The 16,505-nt window shown below is 70.7% G+C and carries 12 protein-coding genes and 2 tRNA genes; 12 read left to right on the top strand and 2 right to left on the bottom strand.

The genetic code is table 11. The features are described 5' to 3' along the window. Nucleotides 1-3: 3 nt before the first annotated feature. A complete protein-coding gene (locus IEY30_RS04820) occupies nt 4-1,308 on the bottom strand; it encodes a hypothetical protein (protein WP_030197553.1) in 1,305 nt (434 codons plus the stop codon). After that, nucleotides 1,305-1,811: a SigE family RNA polymerase sigma factor gene (locus IEY30_RS04815; RefSeq protein WP_030197550.1), complete on the bottom strand. Its 507-nt coding sequence runs from the start codon at nt 1,809-1,811 to the stop codon at nt 1,305-1,307. The genes IEY30_RS04820 and IEY30_RS04815 overlap by 4 nt, the downstream gene beginning before the upstream one ends. A gap of 236 nt (nt 1,812-2,047) precedes the next feature. On the opposite strand from IEY30_RS04815, the gene IEY30_RS04810 reads away from it, so the two are divergent. The 12 genes from IEY30_RS04810 (at nt 2,048) to IEY30_RS04755 (ending at nt 16,387) form a co-directional block, all read left to right on the top strand. Further along, on the top strand, nt 2,048-3,487 hold the full coding sequence (locus tag IEY30_RS04810; protein ID WP_030197547.1) for a M4 family metallopeptidase: 1,440 nt from the start codon (nt 2,048-2,050) through the stop codon (nt 3,485-3,487). A 444-nt stretch (nt 3,488-3,931) separates the two neighbouring features. Continuing rightward, a complete protein-coding gene (gyrB, locus tag IEY30_RS04805) occupies nt 3,932-6,142 on the top strand; it encodes a DNA topoisomerase (ATP-hydrolyzing) subunit B (RefSeq protein ID WP_030197543.1) in 2,211 nt (736 codons plus the stop codon). A gap of 270 nt (nt 6,143-6,412) precedes the next feature. Beyond that, the gene (gene gyrA / locus IEY30_RS04800) at nt 6,413-8,968 is read left to right on the top strand and encodes a DNA gyrase subunit A (protein ID WP_373286678.1); all 2,556 of its coding nucleotides are present in this window, start codon (nt 6,413-6,415) and stop codon (nt 8,966-8,968) included. Then, the gene (locus IEY30_RS04795) at nt 8,965-9,678 is read left to right on the top strand and encodes a DUF3566 domain-containing protein (protein WP_229674844.1); all 714 of its coding nucleotides are present in this window, start codon (nt 8,965-8,967) and stop codon (nt 9,676-9,678) included. The genes gyrA and IEY30_RS04795 overlap by 4 nt, the downstream gene beginning before the upstream one ends. A 158-nt stretch (nt 9,679-9,836) precedes the next feature. Continuing rightward, a tRNA-Ile gene (locus IEY30_RS04790) sits at nt 9,837-9,913 on the top strand. A gap of 29 nt (nt 9,914-9,942) precedes the next feature. Then, on the top strand, nt 9,943-10,131 hold the full coding sequence (locus tag IEY30_RS04785) for a DLW-39 family protein (RefSeq protein ID WP_030197533.1): 189 nt from the start codon (nt 9,943-9,945) through the stop codon (nt 10,129-10,131). 17 nt (nt 10,132-10,148) lie between these two features. After that, nucleotides 10,149-10,224, top strand: a tRNA-Ala gene (locus IEY30_RS04780). A gap of 316 nt (nt 10,225-10,540) precedes the next feature. Further along, nucleotides 10,541-11,101 (top strand): TasA family protein, encoded by a 561-nt coding sequence (locus tag IEY30_RS04775; RefSeq protein WP_030197529.1) that lies wholly within the window; start codon nt 10,541-10,543, stop codon nt 11,099-11,101. A 122-nt stretch (nt 11,102-11,223) separates the two neighbouring features. Further along, entirely contained in the window at nt 11,224-11,889 is a 666-nt protein-coding gene (locus IEY30_RS04770) for a signal peptidase I (RefSeq protein ID WP_081920460.1), read from the top strand. Nucleotides 11,890-12,167: 278 nt separating this feature from the next. Beyond that, on the top strand, nt 12,168-13,982 hold the full coding sequence (locus IEY30_RS04765; protein ID WP_030197523.1) for an Ig-like domain-containing protein: 1,815 nt from the start codon (nt 12,168-12,170) through the stop codon (nt 13,980-13,982). A 427-nt stretch (nt 13,983-14,409) separates the two neighbouring features. Then, the gene (locus IEY30_RS04760; protein WP_030197520.1) at nt 14,410-15,183 is read left to right on the top strand and encodes a response regulator transcription factor; all 774 of its coding nucleotides are present in this window, start codon (nt 14,410-14,412) and stop codon (nt 15,181-15,183) included. Beyond that, nucleotides 15,176-16,387, top strand: coding sequence for a sensor histidine kinase (locus IEY30_RS04755; protein WP_030197517.1), 1,212 nt, complete (start codon nt 15,176-15,178; stop codon nt 16,385-16,387). Before IEY30_RS04760 ends, IEY30_RS04755 begins: the two co-directional genes overlap by 8 nt. Nucleotides 16,388-16,505 lie beyond the last annotated feature (118 nt).

The raw sequence follows: 16,505 nt of genomic DNA, 5'->3' as shown, positions 1-16,505 counted from the left end.
GGCTCAGTTGTCTGAGAGCGTGTAGGGGTCCTCGCCCTCCGGGATGTCGACGGCGCGCGGGCTGTCGGGCGCGACGACCTCGCAGACGCCCTCGAGCGTGCACCGCTGGAGGCCCCGGAGGCCGGTGGCCGAGCCGACCTGCACGACGAGCTTCGAGTCGTCACCCATCCGGTACGACACGGGCGAGCCTCCAGCGCCTGTGGCTCCGCCGCCCTCGAGCACGAGCGACCCGTCGCTGGTGCGGACCACGACGAGCCCGCCGTAGCGGAACGTCCCGTCGGGGTTCAGCTGCGAATCGTCGAGGCCGTCGATGTATCCCGTCGCCATCAGGTAGAGGCCGTTGGAGGAGAAGGTCCGCGGCAGGAGGGGACCACAGAGCCTCCACCGCGTCCGGAGCGTGAGCAGGTCCCTGAGCTCGAGGCAGCTGGTCCGCGCCTTGGCACCGGGGGTGAGGACGGCCGCGGTCTCCGTCGCAGGGTCGACCACGGACAGGCGGAAGGGCAGCCGACGTGTCTTGCCGGTCGACACGTCCCAGGCCACCGACGCCTCGAGGTCGCCGCGGTTGGCATAGACGGTCGTGTTGACGACCCCCGCCACCTCGTAACCGCTGCTGCCGCCGCTCGAGCAGCCGCAGGTCTTGACGTCGAGCGAGGCCACCGGTGCGCCGAGGTTGTCGTAGGCACGCAGGCTGCCCCGGACGTCGGACGCGGCGATGAGCAGCCCGGAAGCGGACACGCGTGTCGTTCCGGTGATCTCGGTGAGCGGCAGCCCCGTGCTGTCGAGGACGGTGGAGACGAGGGTGTCCCCATCGGTGACGAGCCAGCCGTCGTTGGACAGGCGTGACAGCGAGCCCCAGCGGCCTTCCGCCTGGATGCGGATCGTGCGTGACTGGTCGTGGATGACGTCGCCGATCAGGTACGGCACCTTGGTCGTGCCGGTCGGCTCGCCGGTGGCGAACCGCAGGTTCACCGGGGCGGGCGACCCGTCTGCGGTGAGGGTCGGGATCGCGGTCGGCGTCGGGGCGCTCGGCGGTGTGTTCGTCGGCGCCGAAGGGCTGCCGGTGGGCGCGGTCGTCGACTGGGACGGGCCGACGGGAAGCGGCCGGACGCTGCTGGCGCGCAGGGCTCCCCAGCCCATGGGCACGGCAACCGCCAGCACGAGCCCGGCCGCCAGGGCTGCGACCCCGAGCTCGCGGCGCTTGTTGGAACGGTCGCGGGCGATGGCGCGCTCCGCGAGGTCGGCCACGACGCGTACGCCCTCGGTGTGCTCGCCGAGCGCCCGCTTGAGCCGCTGGTCCATGTCGCTCATGCCGTGGCCTCGCTCATCCTCGTGCGCAGCGCGGAGATCGCGCGGCTCGTGTGGCTCTTGACGGTGCCGACGGAGCAGCCGAGCACCTCGGCGGTCTGCGCTTCGGTCAGGTCCTCGTAGTAGCGCAGCACGACGGCCGCCCGCTGCTGCGTGGGCAGGCCCTGGACGTGGCGCCACAGGTCGATCGACGCGGTGGGGTCGAGCCCGACGACGCCCGGTGGGTCGATGACCTCGAGGACGTGGCTGCTCGGCGACTCGTGGCGACGCAGCAGGCCGCGCCAGCGGGAGTTGCTCTCGTTGACCATGATCCGGCGGACGTACGCGTCGGGCAGCTCGGCCGCGCGGACGCGCTCCCAGTGGCGGTAGACCTTGGCCAGCGCGTTCTGGAGCACGTCCTCGGCAGCGTCGCGGTCCCCGGTGAGCAGGTACGCGAGGCGCGCGAGGGCCTGCTCGCGCGCCCTGACGTAGGCCGTGAAGTCGGCCCTGCGCTCGGCGTCGTCCATGACGTGTGTCCCCTGTTCGATCCTCTGCCCGGCTCGGTCTGGCTCGTTCCGGCACGGTCCGGCGGGTGCCGGCACCCATCAGGACCGTCGGTGCGCGTCAAAGGTTGTCCGACGGCTCCCGGTATCGCGGGGCGCCGCCACGAAACCGGGGGAAGTCTTTACGGATCCTTTCCGGACGCGGGAGCCGGAGGCGTGGTTGCCTGAGTCGTTGGCCTCCATCTCCCGAAAGGTTCGACATGCGTCGTACGCCTCTTCTCGCCACCGGCGCGGTCGTCGCCGCGGTCGGTGCCCTGCTGTCGACGGCCGCCTCCGGCTCGGCCGCCGCTCCCCTGCCGGCCGTCGCCGGGACCCCCGGAGCCGCAGCAGCCGCCGTGCCCGCCGACGTCACGCTGGTGCAGGTGCGCCGGAGCCTGCTCGGCTCGCACAGCTGGTACGCCCAGACCTACCGGGGCGTCCCGGTGCTCGGCGGCTGGTACGCCGTGCACGCCACCGGGGCCACGGCCTCGGTCGACGACGGCCGCCAGGTGGTCACGGGGCTCGCCTCCGTCGCACCGGGCGTCGCCCGATCCGCCGCCGTCACGGCGGCGAAGGCCCACGGCAACGCACGCGCCAGCCGCCTCGTCGTCGTGCCGGCTGGTGCCGGCGGGGCCGCGACCCTCGCGTGGCAGGTCTCGACCGACCAGGACAAGCAGGTGCTCGTCGACGCCCGCAGCGGCAAGGTCACGAAGGTCACCGACGAGCGCCGGCTCGCCAACGGCTCCGGCAAGGTCTTCGACCCCAACCCCGTCGTCGCGCTGCAGAACGAGTCCCTCAAGGACGGCAACAACGCCGACAGCGCGGTCCCGGCCAGCGCGTACAAGACGGTCACGCTCGCCAACCTCGACGGCTCCGGCTACCTCAAGGGCAGCTGGGCCAACGTCACGAACGCCAAGAAGGGCAAGACTCCCGCCGCCTTCTCGTCGTCGCTGTCCTTCCTCTACACCCGCAGCGACAACCGCTTCGAGCAGGTCAACAGCTACTACGCCGTCGACCGGGTCCAGACCTACATCCAGAGCCTCGGCTTCGCGGACGTCAACCACGAGGCGCAGGACCTCAGCGTCGACACGACGACCCAGGACAACTCCTGGTACACCCCGAGTCAGGACACCATCACCATCGGCACGGGCGGCGTCGACGACGGCGAGGACCAGGAGGTCGTGTGGCACGAGTACGGCCACGCGGTCCAGGACGACCAGGTGCCGGGCTTCGGCAGCGGCTCCGACGCCGGCGCCATCGGCGAGGGCTTCGGCGACTACCTCGCGGGCACCATGTCGCAGGCGAGCGCGCCGGACACCGCGACGACGCCGTGGGCCTGCCTCATGGACTGGGACTCGACGAGCTACACCTCCACGACCCCGCACTGCATCCGCCGGCTCGACACGGCCAAGACCGTCGCGAACCGCACGGGCGAGGTCCACGACGACGGTGAGATCTGGAGCCACGCCCTCTGGGACGTCAACAAGGCCTTCGGCCGGGACAAGGCGACCCGCATCATCCTCGAGGCGCAGTTCTCCTACGCCCCGTCGACGACGTGGGCCGCTGCCGCGCAGAAGACCGTCGACGCCGCGAAGGCGCTCTACGGCGCGACCGACGCCGCCACGGTCCAGGCCGCCTTCCACGCCCGCGGGATCCTCTGACCGCGGGGCCACCACACCGAAGGTCGTATGCCGGGAGGCCGGGTTCCGTTCGGGACCCGGCCTCCCGCACGCCGCCGTTGAGAGCCCAGTGCGCGGCTCCTGTCCACAGCCGTCGTCCACAGTCGTCGAGGGCTGCGGGACGCTGTGGACGCGGGTCGCGGAGCCGGGGCGAGCAGCGGGAGAATGGGAGTCCGCGGCCGGTGTGCGAGGCGACGCGCGAGGTCGGCGGTGATGCGGCGGTGATGCGGCGGGTGAAGGCGCCTGAAAGGCGCTGAGGCCCCCAGGCGTGATCCTCCCCTCGGATCGAGGGGTGTTCGGCCGGGAAAATGGCCGTTTCGCGCGTCTGAGGGCACGGTTCGGGGCGCGGGACCGTTAGACTGGAGAGGTTGCGGCTCGACGTCCACGTCGGGCCGCCCGCATGAGGTCAGACCACCGAGGAGAGACGTGTCCGACGCCGACGAGCCGACCACCCCCAGCACCGCCCCCAGCTCCACCGGACCCGACTCCGTGACAGCGACCGACACCGAGGCTCCCGCAGAGCCCGCTGCGCCCGCAGTGCCGGCGGCCCCTGCCGTCCCCGCTGACGTCCGCCCCAACGGCGTCGACTACGACGCCAGCGCCATCACCGTCCTCGAGGGCCTCGAGGCCGTGCGCAAGCGCCCGGGCATGTACATCGGCTCGACGGGTCCGCGCGGCCTGCACCACCTCGTCTACGAGATCGTCGACAATGCCGTGGACGAGTCGCTGGCCGGCTACGCCGACACCATCGACGTCACCCTCCTCGCCGACGGCGGCGTGCGGGTCAAGGACAACGGTCGCGGCATCCCCACCGACATCCACCCGGTCGAGAAGATCAGCGCCGTCGAGCTCGTCCTGACCCAGCTGCACGCCGGCGGGAAGTTCGGCGGCGGTGGCTACAAGGTGTCCGGTGGCCTGCACGGTGTCGGCAGCTCGGTCGTCAACGCCCTGTCGACGCGCCTCAAGGCCGCGGTCCGCCAGAAGGGCCACGTCTTCCGGATGAGCTTCACCGACGGCGTGCCCGACGGCCCCCTCGAGCAGCAGGAGGCGACCGACGAGACCGGCACGACCATCACGTTCTGGGCCAACGCCGACATCTTCGAGACCGTCGACTACGACTTCGAGACCATCCGCGCCCGCATGCAGCAGATGGCCTTCCTCAACAAGGGCCTGACGATCAACCTCGTCGACGAGCGCGTGGCGCCCGCCGAGACGGCCGGCGACGACGTCGACCTCGACGACATGGAGTCCGACCTCACCGAGGTCGAGCACGACGAGGAGGACGAGCAGGCCGACGGCAGCGCCGATGCCGGCGAGAAGAAGAAGGTCACGGCCAAGAAGGTCAGCTACCGCTACGACAACGGCCTCATCGACTACGTCCACCACCTCAACGGCTCCAAGCGCAGCGAGCCGGTGCACCCCGAGGTGATCTCCATCGAGGTCGAGGACGAGGCCCGATCGCTCAGCCTCGAGCTCGCCATGCAGTGGACCAACGCCTACAGCGAGTCGGTCCACACCTACGCCAACGCGATCAACACCCACGAGGGCGGCACGCACGAGGAGGGCTTCCGCGCGGCGATGACCAAGCTCATCAACGACTTCGCGCGCCGCCAGAACCTCCTCAAGGAGAAGGACGAGAACCTCACGGGCGACGACATCCGCGAGGGCCTGACCGCGGTCATCTCGGTCAAGCTCGGCGAGCCGCAGTTCGAGGGCCAGACCAAGACCAAGCTCGGCAACTCCGAGGTCAAGGGCTTCGTCCAGCGCGCCATGACCGACGAGTTCGGCCACTGGCTCGGCGCGCACCCCAACGAGGGCAAGGACATCGTCCGCAAGTCGGTCCAGGCCGCGGCCGCGCGCATGGCCGCCCGCAAGGCCCGAGAGGCCACGCGCCGCAAGGGCCTGCTCGAGTCGGGCGGCCTGCCGGGCAAGCTCAAGGACTGCCAGAGCAAGGACCCGCGCATCTCTGAGGTCTTCATCGTCGAGGGCGACAGTGCCGGCGGCTCGGCCACGCAGGCCCGCAACCCGCACACCCAGGCGATCCTGCCGATCCGCGGCAAGATCCTCAACGTCGAGAAGGCGCGCATCGACAAGATCCTCGCCAACAACGAGGTCCAGGCGCTCATCTCCGCCTTCGGCACCGGCATCGGTGAGGACTTCGACATCGACAAGGCGCGCTACCACAAGATCGTGCTGATGGCCGATGCCGACGTCGACGGCATGCACATCCGCACGCTGCTGCTGACGCTGCTCTTCCGCTTCATGCGTCCGCTCATCGAGGCCGGCTACGTCTACCTCGCGCAGCCGCCGCTCTACCGCCTGCGCTGGAGCAACGCCCCGCACCAGTTCGCCTACAGCGACCGTGAGCGCGACGGCCTGCAGCAGATCGGTGAGGGCAAGGGCTGGCGCCTGCCCAAGGACAACCCGGTCCAGCGCTACAAGGGCCTCGGCGAGATGAACTACGCCGAGCTCGGCGAGACGACGATGGACGTCAAGACGCGCACGCTGCTCCAGGTGACGCTCGAGGACGCCGCGAAGTCCGACGAGGTCTTCGCCGTCCTCATGGGCGAGGACGTCGAGTCACGGCGCTCCTTCATCCAGAAGAACGCGCGCGACGTGCGCTTCCTCGACATCTGACCCGGCCGTATGCCGTCCGGCACGTTCCACGTGAAACGTCACCACCCGGCATACCTCCTCTACTTGCCTGAATCTGACTGAGAGACAAAGGGATCTGACGTGAGCGACGACCTGCCTCCCATCGACGGAGACGACGTCAACGAGACGCCCGACGAGACGACCGAGCCGGACGGCGAGGTCGTCGACACGGCGCACGAGCAGGGCACCGCCCCGATCGAGCGTGACGACGACGAGACCGACCGCGTCGAGGCCGTCGACCTCAACAACGAGATGCAGCGCAGCTACATCGAGTACGCCATGTCGGTCATCGTGTCCCGTGCGCTGCCCGACGTGCGCGACGGCCTCAAGCCCGTGCACCGGCGCATCGTCTACGCGATGTACGACGGCGGCTACCGACCCGATCGCGGTTACAACAAGTGCGCGCGCGTCGTCGGTGACGTCATGGGTCACTACCACCCGCACGGCGACTCGGCGATCTACGACGCCCTCGTGCGCCTCGTGCAGGACTGGTCGCTGCGCTACCCGCTCGTCGACGGCCAGGGCAACTTCGGCTCGCGCGGCAACGACGGTGCGGCCGCCCCGCGATACACCGAGTGCCGGATGGCCCCGATCGCCATGGAGATGGTCCGGGACATCGAGCAGAACACCGTCGACTTCGTGCCGAACTACGACGGCAAGACGCTTCAGCCCTCGGTGCTGCCGAGCCGCTTCCCCAACCTGCTCGTCAACGGCTCCGCCGGCATCGCCGTCGGCATGGCGACGCAGATCCCGCCGCACAACCTGCGTGAGGTCGCGGCCGGCGCCGAGTACTACCTCAAGCACCCCGACATCGGCCGCGAGGAGCTGCTCGAGCACCTCCTGACGATCATCAAGGGCCCGGACTTCCCGACCGGCGCGCTCATCATGGGCCACCGCGGCATCGAGGACGCCTACCGGACCGGTCGCGGCTCGATCATCATGCGCGCCGTCGTCAACGTCGAGGAGGTCGGCAACCGCCAGGCCCTCGTCGTCACCGAGCTGCCCTACCAGGTCAACCCCGACATGCTCGCGATGAAGATCGCCGACCTCGTCAAGGACGGCAAGATCTCCGGCATCGCCGACATCAACGACGAGACGTCGGGCCGCACCGGCCAGCGCCTCGTCATCACGCTCAAGCGTGACGCCGTCGCCAAGGTCGTGCTCAACAACCTCTACAAGCACACGCAGCTGCAGACGACCTTCGGCGCCAACATGCTCGCGCTCGTCGACGAGGTGCCGCGCACCCTGCCGCTGGACGGCTTCATCCGGCACTGGGTCGACCACCAGATCGAGGTCATCGTCCGGCGCACGACCTTCCGCCTCAACAAGGCCGAGGCCGACATCCACCTGTTGCGCGGCTACCTCAAGGCCCTCGACATGCTCGACGAGGTCATCGCGCTCATCCGCGCCTCGCGCACCGTCGAGATCGCCCGCGACGGCCTCATCGAGCTGCTCGGCATCGACGAGCTGCAGGCCGGCGCCATCCTCAACATGCAGCTGCGCCGCCTCGCCGCCCTCGAGCGCGAGAAGATCCAGCAGGACCACGACGCCCTGCAGGAGATGATCGACGAGTACCGCGCGATCCTCGCCTCGCCGCAGCGCCAGCGCGACATCGTCTCCGAGGAGCTGCAGGCGATCGTCGACAAGTACGGCGACGACCGGCGCACCGAGATCTTCCCGTTCGACGGTGACATGTCGATGGAGGACCTCATCCCCGAGGAGGACGTCGTCGTCACGATCACCCGTGGTGGCTACGCCAAGCGCACCCGCGTGGACCAGTACCGCTCGCAGAAGCGCGGCGGCAAGGGCGTGCGCGGCGCGAGCCTGCGTGGCGAGGACGTCGTCGAGCACTTCATCACCACGACGACCCACCACTGGCTGCTCTTCTTCACCAACCTCGGCCGGGTCTACCGCGCCAAGGCCTACGAGCTGCCCGAGGGCTCGCGCGACAGCAAGGGCCAGCACGTGGCCAACCTGCTCGCCTTCCAGCCCGGTGAGCAGATCGCCCAGGTGCTCGCGGTCCGCGACTACGCCAAGGCCGACTACCTCGTGCTCGCGACCCGGGGTGGCCTCGTCAAGAAGACCCGCCTGGCCGACTACGACTCCAACCGCTCCGGCGGCCTCATCGCGGTCAACCTGCGCGAGGGCGACGAGCTCGTCGGGGCCGGCCTCGCCTCCAACCGCGACGACCTGCTGCTCGTCTCCCGCAAGGGCCAGTCGGTGCGCTTCACCGCGACCGACGAGGCCCTGCGCCCCATGGGCCGCTCGACCTCCGGCGTCACCGGCATGAAGTTCCGCGACGGCGACGACCTGCTCGCCATGTCCGTCGTCGAGGAGGGCGAGAGCCCCGACGTCTTCGTCGTCTTCGAGAACGGCCTCGCCAAGCGCACCCCGATCTCGGAGTACCGCCTCCAGGGTCGCGGCGGCCTCGGCATCAAGGTCGCCAAGCTCTCCGAGAAGGGCGGCGACCTCGTCGGGGCCCTGACGGTCATCGAGACCGACGAGGTCATGGTCGTCATGGAGAAGGGCAAGATCGTGCGCTCGCGCGTCGACGAGGTCCGCCACACCGGCCGTTCGTCGCAGGGCGTGAAGTTCGCGACCCCCGACAAGGGCGACTCGATCGTGGCCGTCGCCCGCAACGCCGAGTCCGAGATCGCCGTCGCCGAGATCGAGGACGGCAACCCCGTCGACCAGCCGTCCGGCACGGGAGCGCCGGCTACGGTTCCCGGCCCCGATGGCGTACCGTCGGACCAGACGTCGGGTGACGAGGCGAGCTCGTCGGACGCCGACAACGGAGGTGACGAATGAGCGCGACCAGCCCTGAGGGCTCTGTGAGCAGGACTGGCACGTCCACCCGGACGGGCAGCGGTTCGGGCTCGGACGGCAGCGGCCAGAACGGCTCCTACTACGCCTCCACCGGCGCCTCCAACGGTGCCTCGGGCAGCACGTCCGGCGCCTCGGGTGCGTCCACGGCCGACCAGGGCACCGCGCTCTCGCGGGGTGCGGTCACCAACCGCACCGCCCCGACCCAGCGCGTCGGCTCCGGCACGTCGGGCCAGTCCGGCTCGTCCGGCTCGTCCGGCTCGTCCGGGCAGGCTGCTGCCGCGACCGGCGCCGGTGCACGCACGACGACCGCCCCCCGCAAGCACAAGGGCCCGCGCCGCGTCCGGCTCGCCGTCGCGCGCGTCGACCCGTGGTCGGTCATGAAGATGAGCTTCCTGCTCTCCGTCGCGCTCGGCATCGCCGGCGTCATCCTCACCGCCGTGCTGTGGATGATCCTGTCGACGATGAACGTCTTCACCGACATCGAGGGCGTGCTCCAGTCGCTGCAGACGACGACGTCTGACCCGTTCTCGATCAAGGACTACGTCGGCTTCGGCCGGGTCGTGTCCCTCTCGATCGTCATCGGCGTCATCGACGTCATCCTCATGACGGCGATCGCGACCGTCATGGCCTTCCTCTACAACATCTGCTCGGCCCTCGTCGGCGGCGTGCAGCTCACGCTCACCGACGACTGAGCCGGTCCGGCCGACCCGGCCACACGGCATACGCAGGACGGCCCTCGCCCTCATGGGTGGGGGCCGTTTTGTAGGTTCGCGGGGGCATCGGGTAACGTTTCCCCTCGCGTCCGGTCGTCATCTCTGACGGGGTGGATCGGGTGCGCGAAGGTGACGATGGGCCTATAGCTCAGACGGTTAGAGCGCTTCCCTGATAAGGAAGAGGTCGGAGGTTCAAGTCCTCCTAGGCCCACCATCACCGCCACCACGGAGAGGATCCCTCGCATGCTGAAGCGTCTCGCCCTCATCGGTGGCGCTGTCGCCGGCCTCGTGCTCGTGCGCAAGAAGGCGAAGCAGCAGCAGGCTGAGCAGGACCTGTGGACCCAGGCCACCGACGACGTGCACGCCCCCGTGGCGACGCCCGTCCCGGCACCGGCTCCCGCGGCGAACGACGAGGCTCCGACCTCGGCCTGAGGCCGCTCTCCCCACTCGGGGCCATGGCGCAATTGGTAGCGCACCTGCTTTGCAAGCAGGGGGTTAGGGGTTCGAGTCCCCTTGGCTCCACCACAGGTCAGAGCCCCTTCCCGGTCTCCGGGAGGGGGCTCTGTCGTGTCCGTACCGCGGTGCTCACTCGAGGTGGCGGTCCCGACCGGTCGGCGTGCGACTGCGGCGAGTGCGCCCTGGCGACAGTGACTGCGCGCCCTGAGCCGGATCAGGGCGCCTGTTCGAGACTGCGCGCGAACCGTGCCCAACCGTGGAGAGCGTGTGGCCTTCGCGGGGAGAGCGTGTGGCGTGGGCCTCCGTAGGTTTCTGGTCAACGGGATCGACTCGATCCCCCCAGAACCTCCGGGCCGCGCCCGGCCCGGACACCAGGAGCACCACCATGAGCGTTCTCACCAGCAAGAAGGTCCTCATCCCCCTCGCCACCGCCGCCATCGCCGGCTCGCTGGCCGTGGGCTCCGGAGCCGACTTCTCGTCGACGTCCGGCAACACCGCGAGCTCGGTCACCGCCGGCACGCTGACGCAGTCCAACAGCAAGGCGGGCGCGTCGATCCTCAGCCTCAACAACATGAAGCCCGGTGACTCCGTCTACGGCCAGGTCGTCATCACCAACACCGGCTCACTCGGCTCCGTCTTCTCCGTCACGGAGACCGACACCTCGAGCTTCAGCAGCGGCGTCCTGACCGAGAAGATCGAGGACGTCACGAACTCCGCCTCGCCCGTCACCGTCTACAGCGGCGCGTTCGGCAGCGCCGGCACCAAGGCCCTCGGCTCGTGGGCGGCCGGCGAGGCGCGCACCTACCGCGTCACGGTCACCCTCCTGTCGAGCGCCACGAACACCGAGCAGGGCAAGACCGCTTCCGCCTCCTTCGCCTGGAACGGCACGCAGGCCTCCGCCACCGTCACGAACGCCGACACAGGCGCCGTCACGGCCGCTCCCTGATCCACCGGGCCGGCCCTCCGGGCACCGGCGCCGACGATGGGAGGTCGTCGGCGCCGGGTCTCGGCTCCACCTCCGCCTCACCTCCGCCCCAAAACCTGCCGTCGCCGTCGAGAGGAACCGCCATGAGCACCGCCGTCCACGCCGGCGCCGCTGCCGGCACCGCCGACCAGCGCCCCGGCCACGCCGTCGGCGCCAGCGCCCCGACGGCCCGGCGCCGGAGCCTGCGCGGAGCCGCCCTGCTCGGCAACCTGGGTGTCATCGCGCTCCTGCTCATGACGGTCGCGTACGTGCTGCCGTCCCTGCTGGGCTTCCAGCGCTACGTCATCACCGGCGGCTCCATGACCGGCACCTACGACAAGGGATCGGTCGTCTTCGACAAGGTCGTGCCGGTCGGTGAGCTGCGCGTCGGTGACGTGATCACCTACGTCCCGCCGGCGAGCAGCGGTGTCACCAACCTCGTGACCCACCGGATCGTCTCGGCCGAGCCCGGCAGCGCCGGCACGGTCTACCAGACCAAGGGCGACGCCAACCCGAGCATCGATCCGTGGACGTTCACCCTCGACCGGGGTGAGCAGGCGGTCGTCGACTTCGCCGTCCCCCACATCGGGTGGGTCCTGCTCTACCTCGCCGATCCCGGGCACCGCAAGCTGCTCATCGGCATCCCGGCCGGGCTGATCGCCCTGCTCAGCGTGCTCGAGGCGCTCCGCAACGCCCGCCGCGAGAAGGGCACCGGCCGACCGGGTGACGAGACCGCCTCGCGCCCGACCGGGGTGACGACCGCGCCCTGATCGACCCACTGACGGCCCGGCCGATGCTCGGGCGTTGCCCAGCCCGTCCCGGCCGATGCCCGGGCGATGCCGGTCGATCCCGGCCGATGCCCGCCCCTGCGGCGGCCCCCACGCTCCAGCAGGCCCGTCCTCCCCCTGGGGACGGGTCTGTTGGCACGTCCGGGCCGGTCGACCCCTGCGAGGGCACGGCGAGCCAGTTCCAAGTTGTGGAAGTCCCGCATCCGGGCCGTGTGCTCCGGCACGTCTCCCGTGGCGGCCGTCTCCGTAGCGTGGGGACCATGCCGAGGACCCGAGTGCTGCTGCTGACGATCGCCGCCCTGGCGACCGTGCTCGGCATGACGTCCTCGTTCTCGACCGCTGCGTTCACCTCGCAGTCGACCAACCAGCCGGCGGTCTTCGCGGCGGCTGCCGACTGGACGCCACCCACGGTGACGATGAACAGCCCGGGAAGCGCGGTCGGCGGGACGATCACCGTCTCCGCGACCGCCTCCGACGCGAACAGCGGCGTCGCCTCCGTGCTCGTCGAGTACCTCGGCCCCACGGGCTCGTGGACGAGCATCTGCACTGCGACCGCGAGCCCGTGGTCGTGCAGCTGGAACACCACGGCTGGCGCCGACGGGTCCTACGCCCTGCGGGCCACGGCAACCGACAAGGCTGCCAACGTGACGGTGTCCGACCCGGTGTCGACCACGGTCGCCAACAACTTCACCGTCGTGCTGTCCGATCCGGGCAGCTACCTCCGCGGCACCCCCACCCTCTCTGGGGCGATCTACGGCGGAGGCTCGCTGACGTACTCGGTCACGGTCGAGTACGCCGTGAGCGGCACCACCACCTGGCGGACCGCCTGCACGACCGGTGCCGTCGTCACGATGAGCTTCGGCTGCGCCTGGCCGACGGGCACCCTGGCGAACGGCGCCTACGACCTGCGGGCCACGGCGACGTCGGGCAGGACGAGCGGCATCTCTGCCTCCGTCACCGATGTCGTCGTCGACAACGCGGCCCCGGCCGTGACGATGAGCGACCCCGGCGCGACGCTGAGCGGCACCGTCACCCTCGCGGCCACCTCGACCGACGTCGACTCGGGCGTCAACCAGGTTGTCCTCCAGTACGCCCCCGCCGGAACGTCCACGTGGGCCACGGCGTGCACGATCGGCTCGGCACCCTTCAGCTGTCGCTTCGACACGACGAAGCTCACCAACGCCAGCTACGACTTCCGGGCGGTCTCGGCCGACACCGCGGGCAACTCGGCCACGTCCGTGGCCGTGACGGGCCGCACCGTGGACAACACGGTGTCCTCGGTCGCCATGGAGGACCCCGGCGCCTACCTCACCGGCACCGTCACCCTCAGCGCCACGGCGACGGCGCGCACCGGCGTGGCTTCGGTCGCCATCCAGCGCTCATCGAGTGGCGCTGCCACGTGGACGACCGTGTGCAGCTTGGCCGGCGGCACGTCCCCGTACTCCTGCGCGTGGAGCTCGACGACCACTCCGGACGGGCTCTACGACTTCCGTGCGGTGCTCACCGAGACCGGTGGCGCCGTGACGACCTCGAGCGTCGTCATCGCCCGCCGCGTCGACAACACGGCCCTTCGCGGCTACGACGTGCAAGCGACCAACGGCGGCGCGACCGTCGGCAAGGTCGAGGCCAACGACATCCTCACCCTGACCTACACCGACACGGTCAAGCCCGCCTCGATCACGTCGACCTTCACCGGCGCGTCCCTTGCGGTCCAGGTCCGCATCCGGGACGGCGGCGTGCTGGGACTGACGACCAAGGACGACACCCTCGACGTGCTCGTCGGCGGCAACGTCGTCAACCTCGGCTCGGTCAACCTCAAGGAGGACTTCGTCCGGACCGGCAAGACGAGCGTCTTCAACGCGACGATGACGGCGAGCACCTCCGTCGTCGGAGCCAGCAACCGCACGGTGATCACGCTCAAGCTCGGTGCCGTGTCGAGCGGTGGGGCCCTCCGCACGGTCTCCACCGCTCAGAACCTCGTGTGGTCGCCCTCGACCGGTGCCACCGACACCTTCGGCACCACGTCCTCCGGCGCGCCCGTCACCGAGCTCGGCACCATGGACCGGGACTTCTGATGAGCCAACGCGTGCCCCGGGCCTCCCGCCCCATGGGCTGGTCGTACGCCGCCGCGTCGGCATCGCTCGCGCTCAGCGGTCTGCAGCTGGTCACCGTGGTCGCCCGCGGCGACGATGCGGCATACGTGGCGGTCATGCTCGGCGTCGGCGCGACGGTGAGCGCGACCACCGCTGCCGGTCTGGCGCGACGCCGCAGCGTGCTGTCGCGGACGGCGGCCGCCGTCGTCGCTGCGGCCACCGTTGCTGCCATGGGCCTGCTCGTGACGGTCGGCGCTCCGGGCGCGGCGCCCGTGCCTGCCGGACCAGCCGTGTGGTCGGCGCTCGGGCTCGCCTCTGTCGTGCTCCTGTCGCTCGTGGCGGATGGGCGCCCGCGAAGGCGACAGGCCGCTATCGGGCCGGAGACGGCAGATGCGGATAATTTGGGCAGATGGCACCTCAGGTTCTACTCGTCGAGGACGACCCCGACATCGCGCCGACGCTCATCATGGCCCTCGAGAGGGAAGGTCATGTGGTCACGCACACGCCCACGGGCCATGCGGCGGTCGAGCACGTCGCCGGAGGCGAGACCGAGGTCGTCCTGCTCGACCTCGGCCTCCCCGACATCGACGGACTCGAGGTGTGCCGACGCATCCGTGCCGGCGGCTACGAGGGCGTCGTGCTGATCCTCACCGCCCGCGACGGTGAGCTCGATCGTGTGGTGGGACTCGACGTCGGCGCCGACGACTACCTCTCCAAGCCGTTCTCGCTCTCGGAGCTGCTCGCCCGGATCCGGGCGACGTTGCGCCGCGGCTGGGCCACGACACCGCGCCCGACCGACCCGTCGGCGGCGCCCGCCACACCCGCACCCGTCGCCTCGGCCACGGCGCAGGAGGCCCCGGGCCCCTCCCCGACCACAGCCCTCCCCGGCGCACTCACGGTCGACACACGCTCGCGGCGCGCGTTCGTCGGCGGTGCCGAGCTCGGCCTGACGGCCAAGGAGTTCGACGTGCTCGCCCTCCTCGACGCCGAGCGAGGCGCCGCCATCACCCGCGAGCAGCTGATGAACCAGGTGTGGGACGAGAACTGGTTCGGCTCTACCAAGACGCTCGACGCCACCATCGGGCGGCTCCGCCAGAAGCTCGAGACGAGTGCGAGCCCCGCGCGCATCAGCACCGTCCGCGGTGTCGGCTTCCGGCTCGAGGACGAGCCGCCGGATGCGTGAACGGATCGTCGCGGCCCTCGTCGGGACGGTGGTCGTCGTGGTGGCGGTCATGGGAGTGGTGCGCGCGTACGCCACTGCAGGTGAGGTCGAGCGGTCGGCGCACGCCACGGTCGAACGGTCGCTCGTCATGGCGAACGTCGCGATCGACGAGCGGCTCTCTGGCGGGGGCCGGGTCACGCGCGGCTTCCTGACGGCCCTCTCCGCCGGTGTCGTCAACCTCAGCTACCGGCCACCGTCCGGGGCACCCGTGAGTGGTGGACCTCCCGTGACGGCCTCGGACCGCGAGTTCGCCGCCAGCACCCTGCGGTCGGACGGCAGCGAGCTCACCGTGGTGCGCCCCGCGGACGACATCGGCCGCCGGGTCACCGACGCCCTCCTGCCCCTCGTGCTGCTCGCACTCGGTCTGATGTTCGCTGCAGTCCTGGTCGGCTGGTTCCTCGCCCGGCGGCTCTCCCGTCCGTTCCAGGAGCTCGCATTCGCTGCCGGCGCGTTGGCCCACGGCCGCACCGGTGCGCGCGTGCCGCACTACGGAGCGCCGGAGGCGGAGGCGATCGGCGAAGCCCTGCGTGAGGGTCTGGCGCGGATCGACGACCTCCGCGAGCGCGAGCACGAGTTCGCCGTCACGGCCTCGCACGAACTCCGCACCCCGATCACGGCACTGCGGCTGCGCGTCGAGGGCCTGGGACTGCACCCCGACCTGCCGGCCGACGCCCGGCACGAGGTCGAGGAGCTGCAGCGGGGACTCGAGCGGCTCTCCGCCGTGGTGCTCGAGGTCCTGGCGACGGCCCGCGATGACCGGAGCGTGCACGGCGTCGACGCCGCGCAGCTGCTCGTCGAGGCCGTCGAGCGGGTGCCGTCCCATCGGGCTCGGCGACGGGTCGAGCTGGCACCCGCGTCGGGAGCCATCCTCGTCGACGCACCGGCCGACGCCTTCACCGCCGTCGTCGCGGCCCTGGTGATGGACTGTCTCTCCTCGGGCGCCGGCCTGGTCCGCGCCTCAGTGCGTCAGGAGGCGACCCACGTGGAGCTCGTCGTCTCGGACGAGGGCCCGCGCCGCACCCCGCCCGACCTCGTCCACGCGCGGACGGCACCGGTGCACCTGGCCGAGACCGTGGGCACCGCGGAGTCCTTCGGGGGACGGCTCCTCGTCGTCGACGCGCCGACGCACCGCTACCGGCTGCTCGTCCCACGGGCTGTCACCTGACGCTGGTGCTTCACAGCGGCGCCCGAGCCACGGAGGCGACAGCACGCCCAGCCGATCCACGGCATCTTCCTCTGGCGCAACCGCCGCAGTGGTGCCATGCTCGAGGGAGCACCTCATC

It is taken from the genome of Terrabacter tumescens, from assembly GCF_014646815.1.
Taxonomy (GTDB): Bacteria; Actinomycetota; Actinomycetes; order Actinomycetales; family Dermatophilaceae; genus Terrabacter; species Terrabacter tumescens.
Note: the sequence above shows the minus strand (reverse complement) of the source record. Positions and strands in the feature narration are given on the sequence as shown.